Consider the following 23,248-nt stretch of genomic DNA (forward strand, 5'->3'; position numbering starts at 1 on the left):
TCCCGTCAAGCGACGCCGGGCAGCAGGTCGCCGCCGATGTCGACCAGCGCGCCCGAGCGGATCAGCGCATTCGCCGCTTCCATGTCGGGGTGGAAGTGGCGGTCTTCCTCCAGCGTCGGCACCTGCGCGCGCAGGCTTTCGCGGGCCTGTTCCAGCACCTTGCTCGATGCCAGCGGGGCGTGGAAATCGATGCCCTGCACGGCGGCGAGCAGTTCGATGCCCAGGACCGCGTCGGCATTGGCGACCATGCCGATCAGGCGGCGCGCGCCGTGGGCGGCCATCGAGACGTGGTCTTCCTGGTTGGCCGAAGTCGGGATCGAATCGACCGATGCCGGATAGGCCTTCTGCTTGTTTTCGGAGACCAGCGCGGCGGCCGTGACCTGCGGGATCATGAAGCCCGAATTGAGGCCGGGGCGCGGTGTCAGGAAGGCGGGCAGGCCGGACAGCGCCGGGTCCACCAGCATCGCCACGCGGCGCTCGGAGATCGAGCCGATCTCGCAGACGGCCAGCGCGATCATGTCGGCGGCGAAGGCGACCGGCTCGGCGTGGAAGTTGCCGCCGGAGAGCGCTTCGTCCGCTTCCGGGAAGATCAGCGGGTTGTCGGAAACGCCGTTGGCCTCGATCTCCAGCGTCGTGGCCGCCTGGCGCAGCACGTCGAGCGCGGCGCCCATGACCTGCGGCTGGCAGCGCAGGCAGTACGGGTCCTGCACGCGGGCGTCGTTCTCAAGATGGCTGGCGCGGATCGCGGAGCCCTGCATCAGCGCGCGCAGGGCGTCCGCCACCTCGATCTGGCCGGGATGGCGGCGCAGGGCGTGGATGCGGCGGTCGAACGGGGTGTCGGAACCCTTGGCGGCCTCGGTCGAGAGGGCTCCGGTCACGAGTGCGGACTGGAACAGGCGCTCCGCCTCGAACAGTCCGGCAAGGGCATTGGCGGTCGAGAACTGGGTGCCGTTGAGGAGGGCGAGGCCTTCCTTGGCGCCGAGTTCCACCGGGGCGAGACCGGCCTGCGCCAGCGCTTCTGCAGCGGGCAGGCGCTTGTCGCCGACAAAGATCTCGCCGACGCCGATCATCGTCGCGGCCATGTGCGAAAGCGGGGCAAGGTCGCCGCTGGCGCCGACCGAACCTTGCGAGGGCACGACCGGCGTCAGGCCCTTGGCCAGCATCGCTTCGAGCAGTTCCACCGTCTCGACGCGCACGCCCGAGGCGCCTTGCGCGAGGCTGGCGAGCTTCAGCGCCATCATCAGGCGGATCACCGAGACGGGCGAAGGCTCACCGGTGCCGGCAGCGTGGCTGAGCACGATGTTGCGCTGCAGCGCGGCGAGATCCTCGTCCCCGATGCGCACGCTCGCCAGCTTTCCGAAGCCGGTGTTGATGCCGTAGACCGGCTGGCCCTTGGCAAGAATGCGGGCGACGGCGGCGGCGCTTTCGGCAATCACCGGCATGCACGCGGGATCTAGCTTCACGCCGGCGCCGCGATAGATCGCGCGCCAATCCCTGAGGCTCACGGTGCCGGGGGTTAGCAGCACTTCGTTCATTGACCACTCCAGATGCGGGCATGGAGCGGATTGAGCCCCATGCGATAGACAAGTTCGGATGGATGCTGGACATCCCAGATCGCCAGATCGCAGCGCGTGCCGGCTTCCAGCGTGCCGCGGTCGGCAAGACCGAGCGCGCGGGCGGCATTGCGGGTGACGCCGGCCAGGCATTCATCGACGGTCAGGCGGAACAGCGTCGCGCCCATGTTCATCGTCAGCAGCAGCGAGGTGAGCGGCGAGGTGCCCGGGTTGCAGTCGGTCGCCAGCGCGATCGGCACAGCGGCGGCGCGCAGTTGCGCAATCGGCGGCAGCACGGTCTCGCGCGTGAAGTAATAGGCGCCGGGCAGCAAGGTGGCGACAGTGCCGGAAGCGGCCATGGCGGCAATTCCCGCATCATCGAGATGTTCGAGATGATCGGCGGAAAGCGCGCCGAACCGCGCGGCGAGCGCTGCGCCGTGGAGGTTCGAAAGCTGTTCCGAATGAAGCTTTACCGGCAACCCGTGGGCGCGGGCGGCGGCGAACAGGCGCTCGGTTTGCTGCGCGGAAAAGCCGATGCCTTCGCAGAAGGCGTCCACCGCGTCGGCAAGGCCCTCGCGGGTCACTTCGGGCAGCATGACCTTGCAGATATGCTCGATGTAGCCATCGGCATCGCCTGCGAATTCGGGCGGGAGGGCGTGGGCGCCGAGGAACGTGGTGGCGATGGCAACCGGCCGCTCGCGGCCCAGCCGCCGCGCGGCGCGCAGCATCCTGAGTTCGCTGGCAAGGTCGAGGCCATAACCGGACTTCACTTCGACGGTGGTCGCGCCTTCGCCGATCAGCGCGTCAAGACGGGGCAGGGCGCTGGCGACAAGGTCGTCCTCGCTGGCGGCGCGCGTGGCCGTCATGGTGGAGACGATGCCGCCGCCGGCACGGGCGATTTCCTCGTAGCTGGCGCCCGCCAGCCGCAGTTCGAACTCGCGCGCGCGGTTGCCGGCATGGATGAGGTGGGTGTGGCAATCGACAAGGCCGGGGGTGATCCAGCGGCCCTCGCAGTCGATGATCCGTTTCGCATCGAGGGCCGGAGCCTCCGCGACGGGCCCGGCGTAGACGATCTTGCCGTCCCTCGCCGCGATCAGGCCGCGCTCGATCACGCCGATACCCTCCGCTTGCGGGGCCATCGTGGCGAGGCGGGTGTTGGTCCAGATCGTGTCGCAGAGCATCGGGGGGCAGTCTCTCCGGGCGGGTCTCTCTGGCGCGTCTTATTGCATCGGCCCGCTTTAATGTATAGACAAAAAGCCATCCAAGGGAGCGTCCGATGCCTCAACTCCAGCCGCGTCAGTCTTTTACGATCCATGCGGGGCATGCGTTTATCGAGTCCGGGTGCGAGTCCGGTTGGGCGCGGGATGTGCGCTTTACGGTCGTTCATGGGCGGATCGCGCGGATCGAATCGGGTGCCCAGCCGGACGCAGGGGACGAACGTCACGCCTGTCTGGTTCCCGGCATTCCCAACCTCCACAGCCACGCCTTCCAGCGCGGCATGGCCGGCCTTGCCGAGCAGCGCGGGAATAGCGACGACAGCTTCTGGACCTGGCGCGAGGTCATGTACCGTTTCCTTGACCGCATGACGCCCGAGGACCTCCATGCCATCGCCGCGCTGGCGGCGATGGAGATGCTGGAGAGCGGCTTCACGCGGCTTGGCGAGTTTCACTACTTGCACCATGATGCCGACGGGCACGCCTATGCCGATCCCGCACGCATGGGCGCGGCGATAGCCGAGGCGGCGGCGGAGACCGGCATCGGGTTGACGCTGCTGCCGGTGTTCTATGCCCATTCCGGCTTCGGCGCGCTGGCGCCGAACCAAGGGCAGCGCCGGTTCCTTCACGATCTCGACGGTTTCGCACGCCTGCTGGAAGGCGCCCGCGCGGCGGTTGCCGGACTGGACGAGGCGGTGGTCGGCCTCGCGCCGCACAGCCTGCGCGCCGTGTCCCCGGAGGAACTGCTGCATCTGCAGGCGATGGCGGGGCAGGGCCCGATCCATATCCACATCGCCGAACAGATGAAGGAAGTGGAGGACTGCCTCGCCTGGAGCGGCCAGCGCCCGGTCGAATGGTTGCTCGATCACGCGGAAGTGGATCGCCGCTGGTGCATGGTCCACGCCACCCACATGACGCATGAGGAAACCACGCGGCTTGCGCGCAGCGGCGCGGCGGCCGGGCTCTGCCCGATTACCGAGGCCAATCTGGGCGACGGCCTGTTCCCGATGGCGGACTGGCTCGCCGCCGGGGGCGCTTACGGCATCGGCAGCGATTCCAACGTGCTGATCGACGCGACCGAGGAAATGCGCCTGCTCGAATACGGGCAGCGGCTGTTCACGCGCAGGCGCAACCTGCTGGCTGACGCTGCAACCATTTCGACAGGCGAGGCGATCTGGCGTGCCGCGCTGAACGGCGGCGCGCAGGCGCTGGGCGTCGAGGCCGGGCTGAAGCAGGGCAATGCCTTCGATGCGGTTTCGCTGGACCTCGATCATCCCTCGCTCTGCGGGCGGGGCGCGGAGCGCGTGCTTGACGGGCTCGTCTTCGCCTCGGGCCGTGCGGGCATCGATTGCGTCTGGCGCTTTGGGAAACAGGTGGTTAGCTCTGGCCGCCACCACGCACGCGACGGGATCGTCCGACGCTATCGGAAGACCCTGGACCGACTCTGCGCATGACCCTTTCCGAACGTATCCGCCACGATTTCGAGAGCCGCATCCTTGCCGGCACGCTCGCCCCCGGCGAACGCCTGCCGACCGAGCAGGACTTGATGGAACGCTACGGCTGCGCGCGGATGACGGTGAACAAGGCGCTTTCCGCGCTCGCCGCCGCCGGACTGGTCGAGCGGCGGCGCAAGGCGGGCACGTTTGTCGCCCGGCCGCGCGTGCATTCGATGGCGATGGACATTCCCGACCTTGGCGCCGAAATCGCCGCGCGCGGGCAGGCCTATCGTTTTGAACTTGCGCGCCGCAAGCTGGTACGCGCCGCCGATGCGGCGGTGAAGTGGGATGTGGGCGGCGAAGTGCCGCTGCTGGAGCTTTCGGGCATCCACTTCGCCGACGATGCGCCGATGGCCTGGGAGCACCGCTTCGTGAACGCCGCTGCGGTGCCGGAGATCGTCGAGGCCGGGTTCTCCTCGCCCGGCGGCTGGCTGCTGGAACACGTGCCCTGGACCGAGGCCGATGCCCGGATCACCGCGGCTGCCGCCACCGGCGCGGAAGCCAGGGCGCTGGCCGTCGCCAGCGGGGCGCCGTGCCTCAGCATCGAGCGGCGGACCTGGCGCGGCTCCGAGCCGATCACCTATGTGCGCCAGCTGTTTCTGGCCGGAGCCTATGAACTGAACGCCCATTTCGGGCCCTCGGCTGGCGCCCGCTGACCATTCCTTGTGTCTGGGCCTCAGGAATTTTCCATAGTCGCCTGAATGGTTTAGGCATGCAAGAAGGGCGGTTTGGCGGAATGAATCGGGGGCGGGGTTGAAGGGCGGCATGGATGAGGGGGCTCTGCGCTCGCTGGTGATCGTGGGCGGCGGCATGGCCGGATGGACGGCGGCGAGCATGATCGCGCGCAAGTTCCGCCCCGGTCCCTTGCGGATCACGGTGATCGAAAGCGAGGATGACGGCAGAGCCGACCTCCCCGCCAATCTCCTCGATGGTTCGGCGACACCGCTCATGCGCAAGTTCAACGCCGCGCTGGGCATCGAGGAGAACCGCTTCCTTGCCCAGAGCAGCGGCACCTTCCGGCTCGGCACCGAGTTTCGCGACTGGCGCGAGGCGGGCAACGTCCATTTCCATGGGTACGGCGACTATGGCGAGGCGATCGACGGCATCGCCCCCCACCACTTCTGGCTGCGCCTGCGCGCCGGTGGCGACACCGCGCCGATCGACGACTGGTCGCTGGCCTATGCTGCCGCCAGCCGCGGCCGTTTTGCGGTTCCGGCGGGGGACGGTGCCCGCTTTCGCCATGGCTACCATTTCGATGCCGCGCAGCATGTCCGTTTCCTGCGCGCCTATGCAGAACGCTGCGGGGTGGAACGGATCGACGGAGGGGTCGTCGACGCTGCGCTGGAGGGCGCCGAAGGCCACATTGCCGCCGTCACGCTGGCCGACGGCCGTGTGGTCGACGGCGAATTCTTCATCGATTGCACCGGCTTCGAGGGGCTGCTGATCGAGCAAGTGCTCCAGACCGGCTACGAGGACTGGTCGCATTGGCTGCCCTGCGACAGCGCCGTGCTGGCGCCGGGCAAGCGGTCGGGCGCGCTGCCGCCCCATGCGGTGTCCCTCGCGCGGGAGGCGGGCTGGCTGGGGCAGGCAGCACTCCAGCACCGCGACGACTGGGGCTATTTCTATTCGAGCCGGTTCAGCGATGACGACCGGGCCCGCGAGGAGCTGCTCGCGGCGATGACCGGCGAACCCCTTGCCCCGCCGCGCCTGCTGCGTTTCACCAGCGGCCACCGGCGCAAGTTCTGGAACCGCAATTGCCTGGCGCTGGGGCAGGCCGCCGGGTTCATGGAGCCGCTGGCGGCGACCGCGCTGCATCTCCTCCAGTCCATGGTGCTGCGTTTTGTCGAGTTCTTTCCCGACGTCGACTTTGCTCCGGCGATTGCGGCGGAGTTCAACCGGCTCACGCTCGGCGAGTACGAGCGGATCCGGGATTTCCTGACCCTGCACTATTTCCCCAGCCGCCGCCCGGAACCGCTCTGGCACTATTGCCGGAACATGGACCTGCCCGACACGCTGGTGCACCGGCTGGAGGTCTGGAAGGCGGCGGCGCGGGTCACCACCGAGGCGCAGGAGTGCTTTCAGGAGGCGGACTGGGTGGCGATCCTGCTCGGCAACGGCATCGTGCCGCGCCGGGTCGATCCGATCGCGGCGCGGATCGATCCGGGCAAGGTGGCGATGGGCATGAAGGCCCGCCGCGACGCCGTGGTGCGCACGGCCCATGCGATGCCGACCCATGCCCACTACGTCGAACGCAACTGCACGCCGGAAACGTCGGTGGCCCGAACCTGACGGGGCGTGAAGGCCGGTCAGTTCACCGTCGCATCGAAGCGGATCGCGAAGCTGGCGCCCGCCGCCAGCGTCGGTGCGCTCGCCTGGACGATACCCGAGGCATAGGACCCGCCGTAGGGATCGCTTTCGTCGCTGCCGGCGGCATTGTCGTCCTCCGGCGTGGCGGCGCCGGCGCAGTCGCTGCCCGATGCGATGCTGCCCGCGACGTAGGTGAGCGCGGCGGGGATCGGGTCGGTGGCGGTGACGCTCGTGGCGGCGCTGCTGCCGGTATTGGCGACAAGGATGCAATAGCGCACCGTCGCGCCGGGGATCGCCTTGGGATTGCCGGTGCCGCTCACCGGATCGCCGAGGACCCAGCTGGTCTTGGTGACGGCCAGTGTGGTGCTGGGGCGGCAGAAGGTGATGTCGTGCAGCGCGATGGCCTGCTGGCCGGGGTCGCCGGGGGCGAGGGCGTGGTTGCCGTAGTGGATGACGATGGTGTCGACCGGCTGCGCGAAGGTGACGGTGATGTTGCCGTCGCTGCTGCCGTCGTCGCTCAGGCCGTCGCCATAGGCGCTATTGCCGATCACGTAGTTGGTCACGCCGTTGGTCAGCGTGGGGGTGACGGTGGTCCCGTTGTAGCGGCCCTCCACGGTGACCCTGTCGGCGAACTGGCCGGAATAGTAATCGACGTCGAAGATCCTGAACTGCGCGCCGGGCAGGGCGGTGGGCAGGGTGATCGTGGTTGTCGCTTCGGCGCTGACGCTGGGCATGTTGACCATCTCGAACAGCGCATAGTCGCTGAGGCCGCCGTTGACGACGTTCTGGCGCACCGGCGACTGGCCGCCATACGTCGAACTGCTGAGCCAGGTGCCCTGATTGGCGAGCGCGAAGCTGATCGTGCCGAGCGTGTCGAGGGCATAGGAATTGGCGGTGCTGCCGGTGGTCCAGGCGCGGTTGCTCCAGTCGAACACCACGGTTCCCGCCGCGCAGGTGAGCGCAGGCGGCGTGCCCGCCACGCGGCTGCCGGTGACGGTCAGCGCGGCGCTGGCATAGTCGTCCTCGCCGGTCGCGCCGTTGCCGGGGGTGGAGTCCGGGTCGCTCTGGTCGCTGGCGGTGATCTGCGCCGTGTTGGTGAGCGTGGCACCGGCGCTGGCATTGACGGTGCCGGTGATGTCGATGGTGACGCTGGCACCGGGCGCGAGCGATCCCACCGTCCACACCCCGGTCGCGGCATTGAAGCTGCCGGTGCCGTTCGCGGAGACATAGGTGAAGCCGTCCGGCAGCGTGTCGGTGACGGTCACGCTGGTGGCGGTGTCGGTGGAGGTGGCGGCGTTGCTCACTGTCAGCCGGAAGGTCGCCAGGCTGCCCGCCGTCGGGCTGCTGGTGAGCCATGCATTCGCCAGTGAAAGGTCGGCGCCTTTGGCATCGAAAGCGAGGCCGGACAGCGCGATGGACTGCGGGTTGGGGTTGGCGGTGCCGGACACGGTGGCGCTGCTGTAGACGATGCGGATGCGCTTCACCGCCTGGGAGCCGAAGTCGAAGGCGATGTTGCCGCTGGGCGAGGTCGTGGCTGACTGGGCGGTGCCGTTCCACCCGTTGGTGTCGGTGCTGACGGCGCTTCCGGCCGTCCCGTAGGAAGTGCCTGCCGCGCTCACGAAGGTGCCATTGCCGGTGTCGTAATAGACGGCAACGGCGTCGCGGTTGTAGGTGTTGCCGTTGCCCGTCTCGCGGTCCACGTCGGCCAGCGTGAAGGCGAGGCCGGTCACGCTGCGGCCCAGCGTGATGTCGATGGTGATCCGGTTGTTCGCATCGAAGCGCGATGCATCGAAGTCCAGCAGCAAGGCCGGACTGACGCCGCCGATCGAACTGGTGTTGTAAACCACATGGCCGTTGTAGCCCGCGGCGACGGCGAAAGTGCCCGCGCCGCCGGTCGTGATGCTCCAACCGGTGCTGACGGCGGTGCCGTCGCTGGCGGTGATCGACGCCGATGTGCCGACCGATCCGCCATTGGACAGGCCAAGGCTCGACCATGTAGCGGTCGCGCTCTGTGCCTGTGCGTTGGTGGCGGCCAGCAGCGCAGCCAATGCGGTGAAGAGGGCGATAAGACGCGCCGTCATCGGCTCAGCCCCAAAAAGCCGAGGCTGTCCTTGTCGAACTTGGCGCGCAGGACGGCGAACAGGCCCTTGCCGGTGCTGCGCGCCGCCGAATAGTCGCGGTCGCGGAAGCCGGTCAGGTTGTAGCCGATGGTCACGAGCATGTCCCGCGCGGGCACCAGGCTGATCTGCGGGCCGATGGCGAAGCGGGTGGTGTGTTCGGTGAAGGCGCGGCGCACCGTGGCGCTGCCGCCGAGCGAGACCCGTTCGCCGATGCCGATGCCCAGATCGAGCCCGGCGACGGCGGTGAAGCCCGCCAGATCGAAAGCTGCATACCGGTCAAAGCTGTAGCGCCCCCCCACGAACAGGCCCAGTTCCATGCGGTGGACCATGCTTTTCCCTACAGTGCCTTTAACCAAATTTGCGTTAACCGAACCGAGCGGCGACCAGTTGGTGGAGAGGCTGGCGAGCAGGCGGCGCGCGGTCGCATTGTCGCTGGCGGAAAGCGCGCTGTTGCCCGCCGCATCGGCGTTGCCGCCGGTGCCCACGACCGTTCGGTCGCTGCGGTATTCCAGCTTGGCAAGCGCGGCGAAGGGCGATTCCGCCGGACGGTGGGCAAGCGAGAGGGCGGCGTCGGTCACTTCGCTCACGGTGCCGTCCTGCGCTTTCGCATGGGTCCAGGTCAAGCCGGAGCCGACCACGCTGCCTTCGCCCAGTTGCCGGATCGCGCCGAAGGTCAGGCCCTTGCGGTCGGTCACTTCGCCGCCGCGCCATTCGGCGCGGGCCGTGACCGACCAGCGCTCATGCCGCCAGGCCGCGCCGAAGGTGAGGGCAGTGAAATCCTCGAACAGCAGGGCGTCGGAGGTGCTGATCTGGCCGCCGCTGGTGACCGGCTGGAACCTGTTGACGATCTTCGCAGCCGATACCCCGCCCACCGTGCGATTGCCGTCGACAGTGGCGTCCAGCGTCAGGCTCTGGGTCACCGGCAGGCTCTGGGCAAGGCCATAAGCCGCGTAAGCGCGCTGGCCGTATTCGCCGATGTCCTGAAAACCCATGCCGCCCGAGAGGCGCGCATTGCTCCATGCGGCGGTCTCGATCCCGCCCTTCAGCGTGCGCGCGTCGATGGCATTGCCCCGTGCGATCTCGTAGCTGGCGGCGGCGCGGATGTCCTGCGTCACCGCGTAGCGCAGGCCGAGCCGGTGCCGGGTGGGCAGGTCCACCGAGTCCGTGCCGGCGAGCGGCAGGCTGGAATCGGCGGAGAGTTCCAGCCGGTTGCCCATGAGGCGGCGGGTCGCGCCGAATTCCAGCACGGCGGAGTTGCCGGTGCTGCCGTCCGCGAGATGATCGGCAAGCGCCGTCACGCCCGCGCGCAGGTCGGTCTGGCCGTTCCGCCAGTTCACTTGTGTCTTCACGGCGTCGCGGCGGGCGTCGTCGGTCAGGCTCTCGTCGTGCCAGAGGCTGGCGGTGAGGCTGAGCCCTTGGCCAAGCGTGTAGCGGCTGTCGATCCCGAACTTGCGGCGGCCGCGCTCGGCAAGGGCCTGCTGGTTGGTGCCATAGTCGGCATCGACCGTGCGGGCATAGGCCAGCATGTCCAGCTTGCCGCTGTGGTGCTCCACTTCGACCAGCCAGGCCTGCGAGGTCCGGGCGTTCGCGCGGCTGGCGCCGAGTTCCGCGCGCAGCTGCGAGCGGGCGCCCAGCTGCAGGCGGGCATCGAGAGCGCCGATCTGCGTATGCGTATCGCCGTCGCGGTCGGAGATGGCCGAGGCGCCGAGACGCAGCGCGCCGTCCGCCAGCGTCACGTCGCCGCGCAGGCCCGCGTTCCACTGGCCATGGTCGAGATTGCTGTCCACTTCGTAGTCGATGACGATGAAGCGCGGGTTGAGCTCGGAATCGCGGCTGAGCACGGGTTCCTTGAACGTGATCGTGCCGGTGAGCAGGTCCACGTCGTAGTCGAGGTAGCGCGTCAGCGGCGTGCTCTCCACCACCCGTTCGGAGCGGAAGCGGTCGCGTACCACCAGCGTCACCGTCTCGCTGCTGGCGACGATGGCCTTCGACGAGAGGCTGTAGGGGCCGGAAATGCCCGCGCCCTGGATTTCGTCATGGCGGTGGCTGGTCTCGATCTTCGCTGCAAAGCCCTGAGCATGGAACGCGCCCCGCCGCCCTTCCGCCTTGGCGCCGGTGGCGGTGCGGACGTAGCGGGCCAGCTGGGTCTGGTCGAAGCCCGTGTCGATATCGCCGTAGATCGCATAGAACGCGCGGCTTTCGATGCGCACGTAGAGCTTGTCGCGGCTGGCGGCGTCGAAGCGGCGGGTCGAGCCGTCGGCGAAGACGGTGTAGTAGGCCTTGGGATCGATGGTGCCCAGCAGCACCTGATCGTCGCGCTGTTTGGCGCTGTCGTAGGCGGCGGTGACAAGCAAGCTGCCGAGCACGCGGCCCTTGGCATAGAACGCGGTGCGCGCGTGCCTGCCAAGGTCGCTGCCTGACGTGCCGCTGTGCTGCATGGCGTCGGCGATGGACTGCGAACCCACGGCGCCTTCGGCAAGGCCCACCAGTGTCCATTTCTGGTCGCCGGGAACCACCCAGCCTTCAAGGTCCTGCGTGCTTGTCACTTCGCCGTCCGCGAACGTGAAGGTCAGGTGCAGCGGGCCGGAGACCATGGTGGGCGCGAGTTCGACCATGGCAAGGCCCTGATCGCCCGCGACCGTCCAGGTGGGGGACGTGCTGCCGGACCCGCTGAGCTGGCGCTGCTGCATCCGCGCGATGGCGGCGGCGCTTTCGTAGGGCGCGTTGATCGAGAGCGCGCCGGAAACGCCCGCGCGCACCGGGTTGCCCTTGCGGTCGGTCAGGCGCAGCGCGATCACCGGGCGCGAGTGGCCATCGGCGACCAGGTGGGACCGCTCGCGCAGGATCTGCGCATGGGCGGGTGCGGCGGCAAAATGCACGTCGCGGGCAAGCTCCGTGGCCACCGAGCCATCGGCATTGCGCACGGTGGCGGCCAGATGCGTGACCTCCCCGTCCAGCGGCACGCCGCGCCAGATGCTGACGGCATAGCGGCCATCGGCGGAGGTCTTGACGCCGTCGAAACTGAGCGCCGGGACCGGCTTGCCACCGGCGGTGAGGTCCACCTTCTGGCCGCTCTTGTGGCGGATCACCACGCGAATGGCCGGTGCGCGCGGGTTGTGGTCGGGCGCGGGGAACAGGAAGTCGATCGGGCCGTCGCCCATCGCCAGCCAGTCGGCGCCCGCGCCTGCGGCCCTGGCATCGTCGAGCACCGGGGCACCGTCTGGAGCGGGCTCGGCCGGCACCGGCGCCGTGAGATCGACCGCCGCGCGCAGGGCATTGGCGGGCACCACGGCATGGAAATCGGCGGTGACGAGGCTGCCACCCTGACCGATGGCAAACAGCGAGTTTGCCTTGCCCGCATTGCGGACCGAGCTTCGGCAATCGACGAATCGGCCACCTGCGGGCAGGGTATCGGGCTCCGCCTGCACGACATGGGTGCCGGGCACGAGGCCCTCGAAGTGGAAGCGGCCATCGGCGTCGGTCACGGCAAAGCTGCCGTCCTCCAGCATCACCCGCACGCCCGCAATGCCCTGCCGGCCGGAGGTCACGGTGCAGTCCCCGGCGCTGACGCGGCCGATCACGGTCATGCGCGCGGCGATGGTGTCCTTCTCGATCTTCACCACGGCGCTGGCCTTTTCGACGTCGCCGAGCAGGTCGGTGGTCTGGGCGAGGTTCACCGCTTGTCCGGCCGGTGCATCGCCGCGCACGCTCATCGCGTAGACGACCGTGCGGGTGCCCCCGGCGGGGATCGCGGCCAGGTTGATGGCGAGGCGGCTGCCGTCATCGGCGATGGTGACCGCACCGTCCTCCGGCCTTGCGCCGTCGACGCGGATCGAGGACTTGCGCAGCCGCAGCCACGCGGACGGCGTGTCGACCAGCACCACGCCGGACTTGGCGCGGCTGGCATCCGGATTGCGCACGGTGACGGTGTAGAACACCACGTCGCCCGGGCTGGCGCTGGCGCGCGAGGCGGTCTTGGTGAGCGAAACGGCGCTTTCGGCGCGGTCCACGGGAATGTCGATACGCACCGGGGCGGGGGTGTCCAGCGTGACCACGCCGCCGAACGAGGCATCCTCGATCACCATCGTCTCGCCGTCCGGGCGGACATAGGCGCCCAGCACCGCGCGGGCGACGGCGGAGGGCGCATGGTAGCCGTCCGGCGGGGTGATCTTCAGCCGGTAGCGGCCGAGCGGGGCCAGCGGAAAGCGGTACTCGCCCGCGGGCATCGCATAGCTGTTGCCCGCACCGTCCGTCACCGGCTCGCCGGAGACCACCGTGGAGGGCCAGGCGGTGACGCCGTCGTCGGCATAGACCCTGGCGGGCTGGCCGGTATCGGCATCGACGAGGGTGATCGTCGCACCGGACAGGGCGGTGCCGTTCTGGCTGTCGAACACCATGCCGTAAGGGTCGGCGAGGACCGAGACTTCGGTGCTGGCGATGGTCTGGTGGGTGGCGGGCGAACGGTAGGCGATCAGGATCGTGTCGTCATTGGCGACGCTGAGCTTGCAGTCGCTGGCCCTGGGTGCGGGCGGGATCGCGCTGGTCGGGATCGAGCCTGCGAAGATGCCGGTATCCGTGCCGGTCTCGAAGATGGTGATCTCTTCCTGGTCGCCTTGCGAGGTGGTGAGCGCCACAACGATGGCATCGACGGCGGCGGCATCGCGATTGGCGCTGGGCGCCTCGATGCGGATCACCATGTCCTCGCCGATGTGGAACGATCGGGCGCTGGCGATGGCGGTGAGCGTAGCGGCGCCGCTTGTCCCGGCAGAGCCTGGCGACAGCGCCGCGCCGTCGCAGGTCGAGGCGGCGAGCGGGGTGGAAAGCGGGGACGAGGAGACCGAGCGATAGGTCTGGATGGTTGCCGCGCTGGGCACGACGTCGAACGTGACCGCATTGGACTGGCCGACGCGCTCCTGTCCGTCCTGGGTCCAGTAGGCCGCCGCGATGTTGGAGACGGTGGCGGCGCGGACGGGCGGCGCGGGCTGGACGAGGGCAAGCGAGAGCAGCGCCCCGAAGGACGCTGCTGCCCGCCTGAAGATCGTTCCGTATCGCACCCGGCTGCCCGCCCGTCCTGCCTGCCCGTCCTGCCTGTCCGTGATCCGGTCGCCGTCAGTTGATCGTGGCCCGGAACACCAGCGTACGGGTGACGCCCGCCGCGATGTCCGCCAGCGTGCCGGTCACCGTGTTGCTGGCGAACGTGCCGCCCGAGGTGCCGTCGGCGTTGCAGGTGCTGCCGGTGACGGTGCCGTTGAGCAGGATCGAACTGGCGACATAGGTCACGTTCGCGGGCAGGGGGTCGTTCACCGCGATATTGGTGGCGACGGCGCTGCCGGTCGCATTGGCGACGGAGATGCAATATTCGATGGTGGCGCCCGGAATGGCCTTGGGATTGCTCGTCCCGCTGACCGGATCGCTGACCACGCGGCTGGTCTTGAGCACGGAGAGCGCGGCGGCGCTGACCTTGAAATCGTCCTTGGCCGAGAAGGCGCCGTCATTGGCCGCATCGCTGGCACCCGCGCCGTCCGCCAGCACGGTGTCGACACCGCTGGTGTTGGTCGAGCTGGTCGTCAGTGCCGCGCCTTGCGAGCCCGAGGTGCCGCCCGCCTTGGCGGTGGCGGTCAGCACCACCGAGGCGATGTCGCCGGTGACCTGGGTGGAGGGGATGTCCATCACCACGAAGACGGTCCTGGCCGCGTCCGCCGCCAGTTCGTCGAGGTAGGTGACCTGGGTGTCGGCCGAGGTGAACACGCCGTCGCCGTTGTCGAGGTAGATCTTGACGTTGGCGCCGTCGAAATTGTCGCTGCCGCCCCAGGCCGCGCTGCCGCCCGAAAGCTGGGCCGCGGTCAGCGCGAAGTCGAGCGTGTCGTTCGACAGGTTGGTGACCTTGAAGGTGCTCACCGCCTGGACCTGGCCGGGCGAGACGACGGTCGCCGCGCTGCCGACTTCGGTGACCGAGACGTTGACCTTGCGGTCGACCGTGAAAGTGTCGGACGCGGTCTTTGCGGTCTGCGCGACCCCGCCGACCTGATAGCCCACCGTAACGGTGTTCTGGATGGTGGCGCCGGCCGTGGTGCCTGTTGCGAAGGCGGGGCTGGAGCCGAGCGCGACGAGCGCAAGCGAGCTCGCCGCACCCAGCAGCGTGCTGGTGCGTGTCATGAACGAAGTTCCTTCAGGTATCTTGGACCGCGCCTGTTACCGCCCGCGACCCGTGGCGGAATTGTGCCGGGTCAGCGGAGTCAGCGGACCACGGCGTGATACTCCAGCGCGCCGGAGCCGCGGGGCGCGAGATGCGCCAGCGTCCAGCGGATATGCGTGACGTCCTCAAGCTGCGCGGCGCGGCGCATTCCCGCAGCATCGGCAACCGTCAGCGCGGCGAGCTTTCCGAAAGTCCTGCCGCCGTCGACCGAGACCTCGCAGCCGGCTTCCTCCGCCGCAAGGCGCACCGGCGCGGGCAGCGGATTGGTGACCACGAAATTGTCGACCGGCTTGTCGCCGTCGTTGCTGTAGCGCGTGGTGAAGAGCAGGCGGTCCCCCGGCACGACGGTTGTCGGCGCCGCGAGCACGGTCTTGCCGGTGCCGTTTGCGGTCACGGTCCTTTCCACCTGGACGTCGCCCTTGAGCGAGACAGGCTCGGCTGCCGATGCGGCGCCGGACAGCGCAAGGCCGAAAGCAAGAGCAGAGAGCGAGGCGGGCAGGTGGCGGTTCATCGCTTGGGTGACCCTTACTGGATGGTGACGTTGAAAGTGACGGTATGGGTGGAGCCGGCGGCGGCGGTGCCGACCAGCACGTCGATGCCGCTGGACGAGGCCTTGCCGGCGTCGCCGTCGGCCGCATCGGTAAGCGCGGCGGCATCGAGCTTGAGCGTGCCGGCGGTGTAGCTGGTGCCGGCCGGGATCACGTCGGTAAGGCGCAGGTCGCCGATCGAACCGCTGCCGCCGATGGTGGCGACCAGCGTGTAGGTCACGCTGGCGCCGGGGACCGGCTGGCTGCCGCCGAAGGGGTCGGCGATGGCGGCGGACTTCACCAGCGCCACGGTGGCGACCGAGGCGACCAGCGATCCGTCGGCATCGGCATCGGCGCCCGAAGCGCCGACCACCGCATCGCCGCCGCCCTGACCCTTGCCCGCATAAGCCGTGCCCGGCGTGCCGCTGCCGGTGACGGCGCGGGCGGCGAGGTTGACCTTGCTGGTCTCGGCATCGGTCATGCCGCCGGGCCCGGTGACGACGACAAAGACGGTGAGCGACTTGTCCTGATCGATCGAGGGTGTCGCCGCGCCGGACGCCAGCACGGTATCGACGCCCGCGTCGTAAACGCCGTTGCCGTTGCTGTCCCAGGCGATGGCGGTGACCGCGGCGGTGAACGGGTTGCCGGAAACGGCCGGATTGGCGGTAAGGTGGAAGGCCTCGGGGCCATTGCCGGTGTTGGTGAGCTGGTAGGCCAGCACCGCGCTGCCACCGGCGATCGAGACCGGCGCGCTGTCCCGGGAGGCCAGCGCCACATCGAGCAGTTCGTCGACCTTCACGGTGACCGTGTTCGAATCCACCGTCCGGGTCGTCCCGCCGGCCGAGAAGCTGGCCGAGGCGGTGTTCTCGATCAGGGTGCCCGCCGCGACGCTGGCGGCCTGCGCCTGCGGGCATAGTGCAGGCGCGGCCAGCACGGCGGCCGTGGCGGCAAGGCGGGTTGCGATACGGGTTTGCGCGTAGGTCATGTCCCGGTTGGTGAACCGGTCTGGTTAGCGAACAGTTTACCCTGATTTGAGTTCATCCCAAGGTATGCAAACGGGAGAAATTGGATCATACTTTGGGATGTGGGATTTGTTTTTCTGGCGGATTCTCGAGGATATGCGGGCACTTGCGCCATTGGTGGGGATAGGGGGGAACACGTGATTCGACGTCTGATTATTGCCGATGACCATCCGATCTGCGTCTCGGCGTTAACTTCGGCGGTTAACGCGGTTGATGAGGGGATCCTCGTTTCGACCACCGACACGCTTTCCGGCGTGCGGGATCTGATCGCGCAAGGGCCGTTCGACGCGCTGCTGCTCGACCTCGCGCTGAAGGACAGCCAGGGGCTGGCCAACCTCGTCGCGGTTCAGGCCGCCGCGCCCAAGCTGCCGGTGCTGGTGGTGAGCGGCAATGCCGCGGCCGACCTTCCGGCCCGTGCGGCCATGCTGGGCGCGCGCGGCTTCCTCAACAAGACGGCGCCGCTGGCCGAGATGAAGTCGGCGATCGCCGTCATCCTCGAAGGCGGTACCTGGTTCCCGCTGCGCGAGGAGCCTGCCGATTCGCTGGCCGACAAGCTCTCGCCCGCGCAGATGCGGGTCATGGCGGAACTGGCGCAGGGCAAGTCGAACAAGCTGATCGCCTACAGCCTCGGCCTTACCGAGCCGACCATCAAGTCGCATCTTTCGGCGATCTACCGGGCGATCGGCGTACACAACCGCTCGCAGGCGCTGCTGGCGCTGCGGCAGGGGCTCGACGAGGCGGCGGCCTAGGCGCCGCCGGTTGCCGTGAGGCTAATCGGGGAAGCGGTGGGCGATCCACTCGGCGGTCTGGCGGGCGGCGTCCAGCAGGGGCGGCAGCACGGCCTCTGCCGGGATGGGGGACGCCGCCTTCTCGATCCCCTCGGCGGCGCGGGCCAGCCGGGTTGCCGACATGTTGCCGGCGGCGCCCTTGAAGCCGTGGGCCAGGCGGCGGGCGTGGTCTTCGTCGCCGCCGGTCAGCGCGGCGGCGATGGCGCGTGCCTCATCCATCGCACAGGCCCCGAAAGCCCGGAGAATCGGCACCATCCGCGCTTCGCCCAGAGCCTCGAAGGAACGCGCGAGTTCCTCTTCGTCAACAAGCGGGGGGGCGGCGGTCTCCTTCATGTGCGAACTCCGGCAGGGGGGACAGGGCAGCAAGGCACGCACCATGGCGTGCGGAAGCGGCCTGTCGACGGTCGCGGGCATGTTACTCGGGGAAAACCGGAGGGCAACCTTCGCTTTGCGCGTGCGGCATCGGCGGGGACCACGATAGGGATGGCGGGATGACACCGCCTGCCTGGAACCTGCTGAAACGGCGCCTTGCGCCCGATACCGATGCCGGAACCGATACCGGAACCGATACCGCAGGCCAGCCGTCCCGCCGCGAGTCATGGTCGATCTGGCTGGGGCGTGTCGCGGTCCTGGCGGCGGTCTATGCGCTGGGCGGGGCGATCGGCCTCGATCTGGCGATCCCCCCCGGCTACGCGACGGTCGTCTGGCCCGCTTCGGGGCTTGCGCTCGCGGGACTGCTGGGCTGGGGGCGGCGACACTGGCCGGCGGTCTGGCTGGGCTCCTTCGCGATCAATGCCTACCATGCCCTTGGCGGTTCGGCGGGCGAGATCTCGATCGGCCATGCGCTGCTCAACGGCACCGTGTTCGGCGCCGGGGCGAGCCTGCAGGCGGTTGTCGCGGCCAGCGCCGCGCGGCGCTGGTTCGTCTCGGGCATCGACCTCGGGACCCCGCGCCGTCTTGCCGCGTTCCTGGGGGCCGTGCTGCTGGCGCCCTGCCTGATTTCCGCCTCCGTCGGCACGGTGATGCTGGCTCTGGGCACGGGCATCGATCTGACGCTGGCGCTGCGCAACTGGTACACCTGGTACGGCGGTGACGTGCTGGGCATCTCGGCGGTGCTGCCGACGCTGCTGTTCTCGCCGATCTCGCCGGTGCCGCTGCGCTGGCGCGGGCGGGTGCTGCGCGGGGTCACGGCGCTGGTGGCGATCTGCCTGGCGCTGGCCACCGGGGCGACCTTCGTCCTGTGGAAGCACAGCGTGGAGCAGCAGTACGGGCGCGCCCAGGCCAGCTTCTTTGCCATCACCACCGAGACCGAGCGGGCGCTCGACCGCCGGTTCGAGATCTATTCGCAGGCGCTTGGCGCCGCGGCGGGCCTGCTGGCGGTGGACCCGGCGATGACCGAGCGGCGCTGGGAGGCCTATGTCGGCGCGACCGGACTGGAACAGCACCTGCCCGGGCTCCTCGGCATCGGCACGATCGAGGCGATGTCCTCGTCCGACCTCGACCGGCTGGTGCGCGAGATGGAGCGCGCGGGCGATCCCCCGCTCGATGTCCATCCCTTGACCGGGCGCGACTGGCATTACGTGGTCACGCTCGTCGCGCCTTTCGAGCGCAACAAGCGCATCTACGGGCTGGACCTAGGGTTCGATCCGAACCGCCGCGCGGCGATGGCGCGCGCCCGCCGGATCGGCCAGACGGTGTTGACGCCGCAGATCGGCCTGCTGCAGAAGGATCGGCCCAGCCCCGGCTACCTGCTGCTGCTGCCGCTCGGCGCGCGGCCGCACGGCCATGACGAGAAAGTGCCGGGCTTCCGCTGGGCCTATGCGCCGATCGAGATCGACCACATATTTGCCGGACTGACCACCGGGCAGGGGCAGGACTTCACGCTGGAGGTCTTCGAAGGCGACACCACCGATCCGGCGCGCCGCATCTACGCCACCGGCGCGGGGACCGAGGATGCCGCCGATCCGCTGTTCCGGCGCACTGCCCGCGTCACCGTCTCCGGGCGGCAATGGACCTTGCGCTGGGCCAGCCTGGAGCCTTTCGAGACGCGGGCGATGTCGAACGAGCCGCTCAGCGTGCTGCTGGGCGGCGGGCTGGTCACGGTGCTGCTGGGGCTCCTGCTCAGCCACTTCGTGCGGCGCGAGGCGACGATCTCGCGCGAGGTGGACATGGCCACCGGCGAACTGGCCCGGGTCGCCGAGGAGCGGCGCCTCGCGGTGGAGGATCTCAACGAGAGCAACCGCCTCTTGCTGCTGGCGGAGGCAACCATGCATGTCGGCCACTGGCAGCTCGATTTCGTGACCGGGCAGGTGCTCTGGTCCGACGAATTGTTCCACATCCACGGCCTGCCTCCGGGACCGTCGCCGAGCCCTGCCGAAGTGCTCGAATTCTACGTGCCGGAGGACCGGGCGATCGTGGTGGCGGCCATCGATGCGGCGCGCAAGTATGGGGCGCCGTGCCGGTTTGCCGCCTGCGTGCGCCGCGCGGACGGGGCGCTGCGCCATGTCGAGATCGTCGCCCATGTCGAGCCTGCCGAGGATGGCAGCCCCGGCGGGCTGTTCGGCGTCCTGGCCGATCGCACCGAGGAAGTGGAACTGCGCAACGAACTCCTGCGCACGCGTGACGAGGCCCGTGCCGCGGCCGACGCCAAGAGCGCGTTCCTGGCCAACATGAGCCACGACATCCGCACGCCGATGAACGCGGTGCTGGGGTTCGCGGAAATGCTGCACGGCGCCGACCTGCCGCTGGAACAGCATCGGCAGGTCGGGATCATCCTCGATTCCGGCCGCAACATGATGAGCCTGCTCAACGACATCCTCGACCTTTCGAAAATCGAGGCCGGGCGCATGGAACTGGTCGAGCGCAGTTTCGACGTTCATGCCCTGCTCGGCGGGGCGATCGAGCTGTTCCGCCAGTCGGCGGCGGAACGCGGCATCGCGCTGGGCCTCGATCTCGATCCGGCGGTGCCGCAGTGGATCCGCGGCGACAAGGTGCGCATCCGCCAGATCCTCGACAACCTGCTCAGCAATGCGGTCAAGTTCACCGGCAAGGGGCAGGTCATGCTGGCGGCGCGGGTCCAGCGCGGCAAGGGCGCGGCGCGGCTGGCGATCTCGGTGAGCGATACCGGCATCGGCATCGCCGCGGACCGGCAGCAGCATATCTTCGACGGCTTCACCCAGGCCGATGCCTCGATCCATGAGCGGTTCGGCGGCACCGGACTGGGCCTCGCGATCTGCGCGCGGCTGGCGGCGCTGATGGGCGGCACCGTCGCGGTGGAGAGCGTGACCGGGCACGGCTCCACTTTCACGCTGCGCCTGCCGCTGCGGCCCGCGCGGGCGCGCACGGAAGGGGTGGAGGAGGCGGCCTGGGGAGAGGAACCGGATCGCCCGCTGGCGCTCGCCGGCCGGGTGCTGGTGGCGGAAGACAATCATATCAACCGCATGGTCGTGGCGGCCATGCTCGACCGGCTGGGCATCGATCATGTCTTTGCGGGCGACGGCGAGGAGGCGATTGCCGCCGTCAAGGCCGCGCGGGCGGCGGGCGAGCCCTTCGCGATGGTGCTGATGGACATCCAGATGCCGCGCATGGGCGGCCACGATGCGGCGCGGGCCTTGCGCCGGGCGGGCATCGATGCCGAGGAACTGCCGATCGTCGGCCTTTCCGCCAATGCCTTCCCCGAGGATACCGTGGCCGCGCTCGAGGCCGGGATGCAGGCCCATCTCACCAAGCCGCTGCGACTGGAAGCGCTGGCCGCCGTGCTGGCTGAGTTTGCCGGCGAGCCGGAAGGCGGCGAAACGGACCCGGGGCAGGCCGATTGATGAACCGCGATCATGGCCGGGGCGGGCCCCGGCCCCGGCCCCGGCCCTAGCACCGGGGCCGGCACTGCGAGATCAGCCGCGCCAGCGCAGTGCGTCGACCAGCAGGCGGAAGGCGGCGGAGGACTGGCGGCGGCTCGGATAATAGAGGTGGTAGCCGGGGAAGGGCTGGCACCAGTCTTCCAGCAGCGGCACCAGTTCGCCACGCTCGACATAAGGGCGCGAATAGGATTCCATCATGATCGCGATGCCGGTGCCGTCGAGCGCGGCGCGCAGGATCATCGGCATCGAGTTGAACGTCAGCTGCCCGTCGACCCGCACGTTGAGCGCGCGGCCATCCTTCTCGAACTCCCAGGCATAGAGGTTGCCGCGCGTGCGGAAGCGCAAGTTAATGCACTGGTGCGCGGCGAGATCGTGCGGGGTTTCCGGCCTTCCCTGGCGGGCGAGATAGGCGGGCGAGGCGACCGGCACCAGCCGCATCTCGGGGCCGATGCAGACCGCGATCATGTCCCGCGCAACCGATTCGCCAAGCCGGATGCCCGCGTCGAAACGGTCCGCGACGATGTCCGACAGGCCGGAATCGACGCTCACTTCGACATTGATGTCCGGGTAGCGCTCGAGAAAGGGTTTCAGCGAGGGCCAGAGCAGTTCGTGCGCCGCCTGTTCGGTGGTGGTGAGGCGGATGGTGCCCGCCGGACGTTCGCGCAGTTCGCTGATCGAGGCGAGGCTGAGGCCGATTTCCTCCATCGCCGGGCGCAGGCTGGCGAGCAGCCGCTCGCCCGCTTCGGTGGGCGCCACGCTGCGGGTGGTGCGGGCCAGCAGCCGCACGCCGAGGCGGGCCTCGAGGCGGCGGATCGTGTGGCTCAGCGCCGATTGCGAGGAATCGAGCTTGGCCGCCGCGCGGGTGAAGCTGCCCTCGTCGGCGACGGCGATGAAGGCAATCAGGTCGGCCATGTGTTCGCGTTGCATTAATGAGCCTGTATCATGACTGCATTGCAATTTCCTCTGGTTTTCGTGCGCGGCTCGCACGCCTATATGGCACTATGCTGCATCGCGGCATTCCTTCCTCCCGACCAAGGATCTCTCTTCAGATGAAGACCATCGGCTACGCAGCCCAGTCTCCCGAGACCCCGCTTGCGCCCTATGCTTTCGAACGCCGCGAACTGCGCGGCAACGACGTTGCCATCGAGATCCAGTACTGCGGCGTCTGCCACTCGGACCTCCATACCGCCCGCAACGACTGGGGCGGCACCGTCTATCCGATCGTGCCCGGGCACGAGATCGTCGGCCGCGTCACCGCCGTCGGCCCCGAGGTTTCGCGCCATGCGGTGGGCGATACCGTTGCCATCGGCTGCCTCGTCGACAGCTGCGGCCACTGCGACCAGTGCGAGCAGGACCACGAGAACTACTGCCGCAACGGCTGGGTCGGCACCTACAACGGCCGCGACAAGGTGACCGGTGACGTCACCCAGGGCGGTTATGCCCGCGACATCGTCGTGCGCGAGGAATTCGTGCTGCGCATGCCCGAGGGCCTTGACGTCGCCAAGGCGGCACCGCTGCTCTGCGCGGGCATCACCACGTATTCGCCGCTGCGCGAATGGAACGTGGGCGAAGGCACCCGCGTCGGCGTGATCGGCCTTGGCGGTCTTGGCCACATGGCGGTGAAGCTCGCCGCGGCGATGGGCGCGGACGTGACCGTGTTCAGCCGTTCGCCCGGCAAGGAAGCCGACGCGCTGGAACTGGGCGCCGCGCGCGTGCTGATCTCCAGCGACGAGACGGCGCTGAAGGCGGCTGCCAGCAGCTTCGACTTCATCATCGACACGGTGCCGGTCAAGCACGACCTCAACCCCTATCTGCCGCTGCTCGACGTCGACGGCAGCCTGGTGCTGGTCGGCCAGATCGGTCCGGTCGACGAACCGATCACCACGCCGCTGGTCTTCGGCCGTCGTCGCATTGCCGGCTCGCTGATCGGCGGCATCGCCGAGACCCAGGAAATGCTCGACTTCTGCGCCGAGAAGAACATCCTTCCCGAAGTCGAGATGATCCGCATGGACGAGATCAACCATGCCTACGAACGCATGGAGCGTTCCGACGTGCACTACCGCTTCGTGATCGACATGAGCACGCTGGAAGGCGCTGCTGCCTGATCGGGTCGCACTGCCTGGAGATGAAATGGCCGGTGGGACGTACCACCGGCCATTTCCGCAGCG

General features: G+C 68.9%; 15 protein-coding genes. 6 read left to right on the plus strand and 9 right to left on the minus strand.

The window, feature by feature from the left end; translation table 11 throughout:
- Nucleotides 1-5: 5 nt before the first annotated feature.
- Together hutH and hutI are read right to left on the minus strand one after the other, a co-directional pair.
- A complete protein-coding gene (gene hutH / locus DM450_RS05075; protein WP_142632975.1) occupies nt 6-1,535 on the minus strand; it encodes a histidine ammonia-lyase in 1,530 nt (509 codons plus the stop codon).
- Nucleotides 1,532-2,734 (minus strand): imidazolonepropionase, encoded by a 1,203-nt coding sequence (gene hutI / locus DM450_RS05080; RefSeq protein WP_142632977.1) that lies wholly within the window; start codon nt 2,732-2,734, stop codon nt 1,532-1,534. The genes hutH and hutI overlap by 4 nt, the downstream gene beginning before the upstream one ends.
- Before the next feature lie 95 nt (nt 2,735-2,829).
- On the opposite strand from hutI, the gene DM450_RS05085 reads away from it, so the two are divergent.
- From DM450_RS05085 to DM450_RS05095, 3 genes are all read left to right on the plus strand, one after another.
- The gene (locus DM450_RS05085) at nt 2,830-4,221 is read left to right on the plus strand and encodes a formimidoylglutamate deiminase (protein WP_142632980.1); all 1,392 of its coding nucleotides are present in this window, start codon (nt 2,830-2,832) and stop codon (nt 4,219-4,221) included.
- Nucleotides 4,212-4,919, plus strand: a complete 708-nt coding sequence (locus DM450_RS05090; protein ID WP_142632983.1) for a UTRA domain-containing protein — start codon at nt 4,212-4,214, stop codon at nt 4,917-4,919. Before DM450_RS05085 ends, DM450_RS05090 begins: the two co-directional genes overlap by 10 nt.
- Before the next feature lie 109 nt (nt 4,920-5,028).
- The gene (locus tag DM450_RS05095; protein WP_142632985.1) at nt 5,029-6,552 is read left to right on the plus strand and encodes a tryptophan halogenase family protein; all 1,524 of its coding nucleotides are present in this window, start codon (nt 5,029-5,031) and stop codon (nt 6,550-6,552) included.
- A 17-nt stretch (nt 6,553-6,569) separates the two neighbouring features.
- Here the strand turns inward: DM450_RS05095 and DM450_RS05100 are convergent, their stop codons facing one another.
- From DM450_RS05100 to DM450_RS05120, 5 genes are all read right to left on the minus strand, one after another.
- On the minus strand, nt 6,570-8,651 hold the full coding sequence (locus DM450_RS05100; protein ID WP_221889453.1) for a DUF11 domain-containing protein: 2,082 nt from the start codon (nt 8,649-8,651) through the stop codon (nt 6,570-6,572).
- Entirely contained in the window at nt 8,648-13,744 is a 5,097-nt protein-coding gene (locus tag DM450_RS05105) for a hypothetical protein (protein WP_260610211.1), read from the minus strand. The genes DM450_RS05100 and DM450_RS05105 overlap by 4 nt, the downstream gene beginning before the upstream one ends.
- 55 nt (nt 13,745-13,799) lie before the next feature.
- A complete protein-coding gene (locus DM450_RS05110) occupies nt 13,800-14,846 on the minus strand; it encodes a DUF11 domain-containing protein (protein ID WP_142632988.1) in 1,047 nt (348 codons plus the stop codon).
- A gap of 80 nt (nt 14,847-14,926) precedes the next feature.
- Complete coding sequence (locus DM450_RS05115) at nt 14,927-15,397, minus strand: hypothetical protein (protein ID WP_142632990.1); 471 nt, start codon at nt 15,395-15,397, stop codon at nt 14,927-14,929.
- A gap of 14 nt (nt 15,398-15,411) precedes the next feature.
- Entirely contained in the window at nt 15,412-16,398 is a 987-nt protein-coding gene (locus DM450_RS05120) for a DUF11 domain-containing protein (protein WP_142632993.1), read from the minus strand.
- A gap of 174 nt (nt 16,399-16,572) precedes the next feature.
- On the opposite strand from DM450_RS05120, the gene DM450_RS05125 reads away from it, so the two are divergent.
- The gene (locus DM450_RS05125) at nt 16,573-17,184 is read left to right on the plus strand and encodes a response regulator transcription factor (protein ID WP_142632995.1); all 612 of its coding nucleotides are present in this window, start codon (nt 16,573-16,575) and stop codon (nt 17,182-17,184) included.
- Nucleotides 17,185-17,205: 21 nt separating this feature from the next.
- Here the strand turns inward: DM450_RS05125 and DM450_RS25725 are convergent, their stop codons facing one another.
- Nucleotides 17,206-17,556 carry an Hpt domain-containing protein gene (locus DM450_RS25725; protein ID WP_185928713.1) on the minus strand — a complete coding sequence of 117 codons (351 nt, stop codon included), beginning with the start codon at nt 17,554-17,556 and terminating at the stop codon, nt 17,206-17,208.
- A gap of 158 nt (nt 17,557-17,714) precedes the next feature.
- On the opposite strand from DM450_RS25725, the gene DM450_RS05135 reads away from it, so the two are divergent.
- Nucleotides 17,715-21,041, plus strand: coding sequence for a CHASE domain-containing protein (locus DM450_RS05135; RefSeq protein WP_142632999.1), 3,327 nt, complete (start codon nt 17,715-17,717; stop codon nt 21,039-21,041).
- Between the two features lie 72 nt (nt 21,042-21,113).
- On the opposite strand, the gene DM450_RS05140 is transcribed toward DM450_RS05135, so the two are convergent.
- Nucleotides 21,114-22,007, minus strand: coding sequence for a LysR family transcriptional regulator (locus tag DM450_RS05140; RefSeq protein ID WP_142633001.1), 894 nt, complete (start codon nt 22,005-22,007; stop codon nt 21,114-21,116).
- Nucleotides 22,008-22,129: 122 nt separating this feature from the next.
- On the opposite strand from DM450_RS05140, the gene DM450_RS05145 reads away from it, so the two are divergent.
- Nucleotides 22,130-23,185 (plus strand): NAD(P)-dependent alcohol dehydrogenase, encoded by a 1,056-nt coding sequence (locus DM450_RS05145; protein WP_142633003.1) that lies wholly within the window; start codon nt 22,130-22,132, stop codon nt 23,183-23,185.
- The last annotated feature ends 63 nt before the right edge of the window (nt 23,186-23,248 follow it).

It is taken from the genome of Sphingomonas sp. IC081, assembly GCF_006874585.1.
Classification (GTDB): domain Bacteria; phylum Pseudomonadota; class Alphaproteobacteria; order Sphingomonadales; family Sphingomonadaceae; genus Novosphingobium.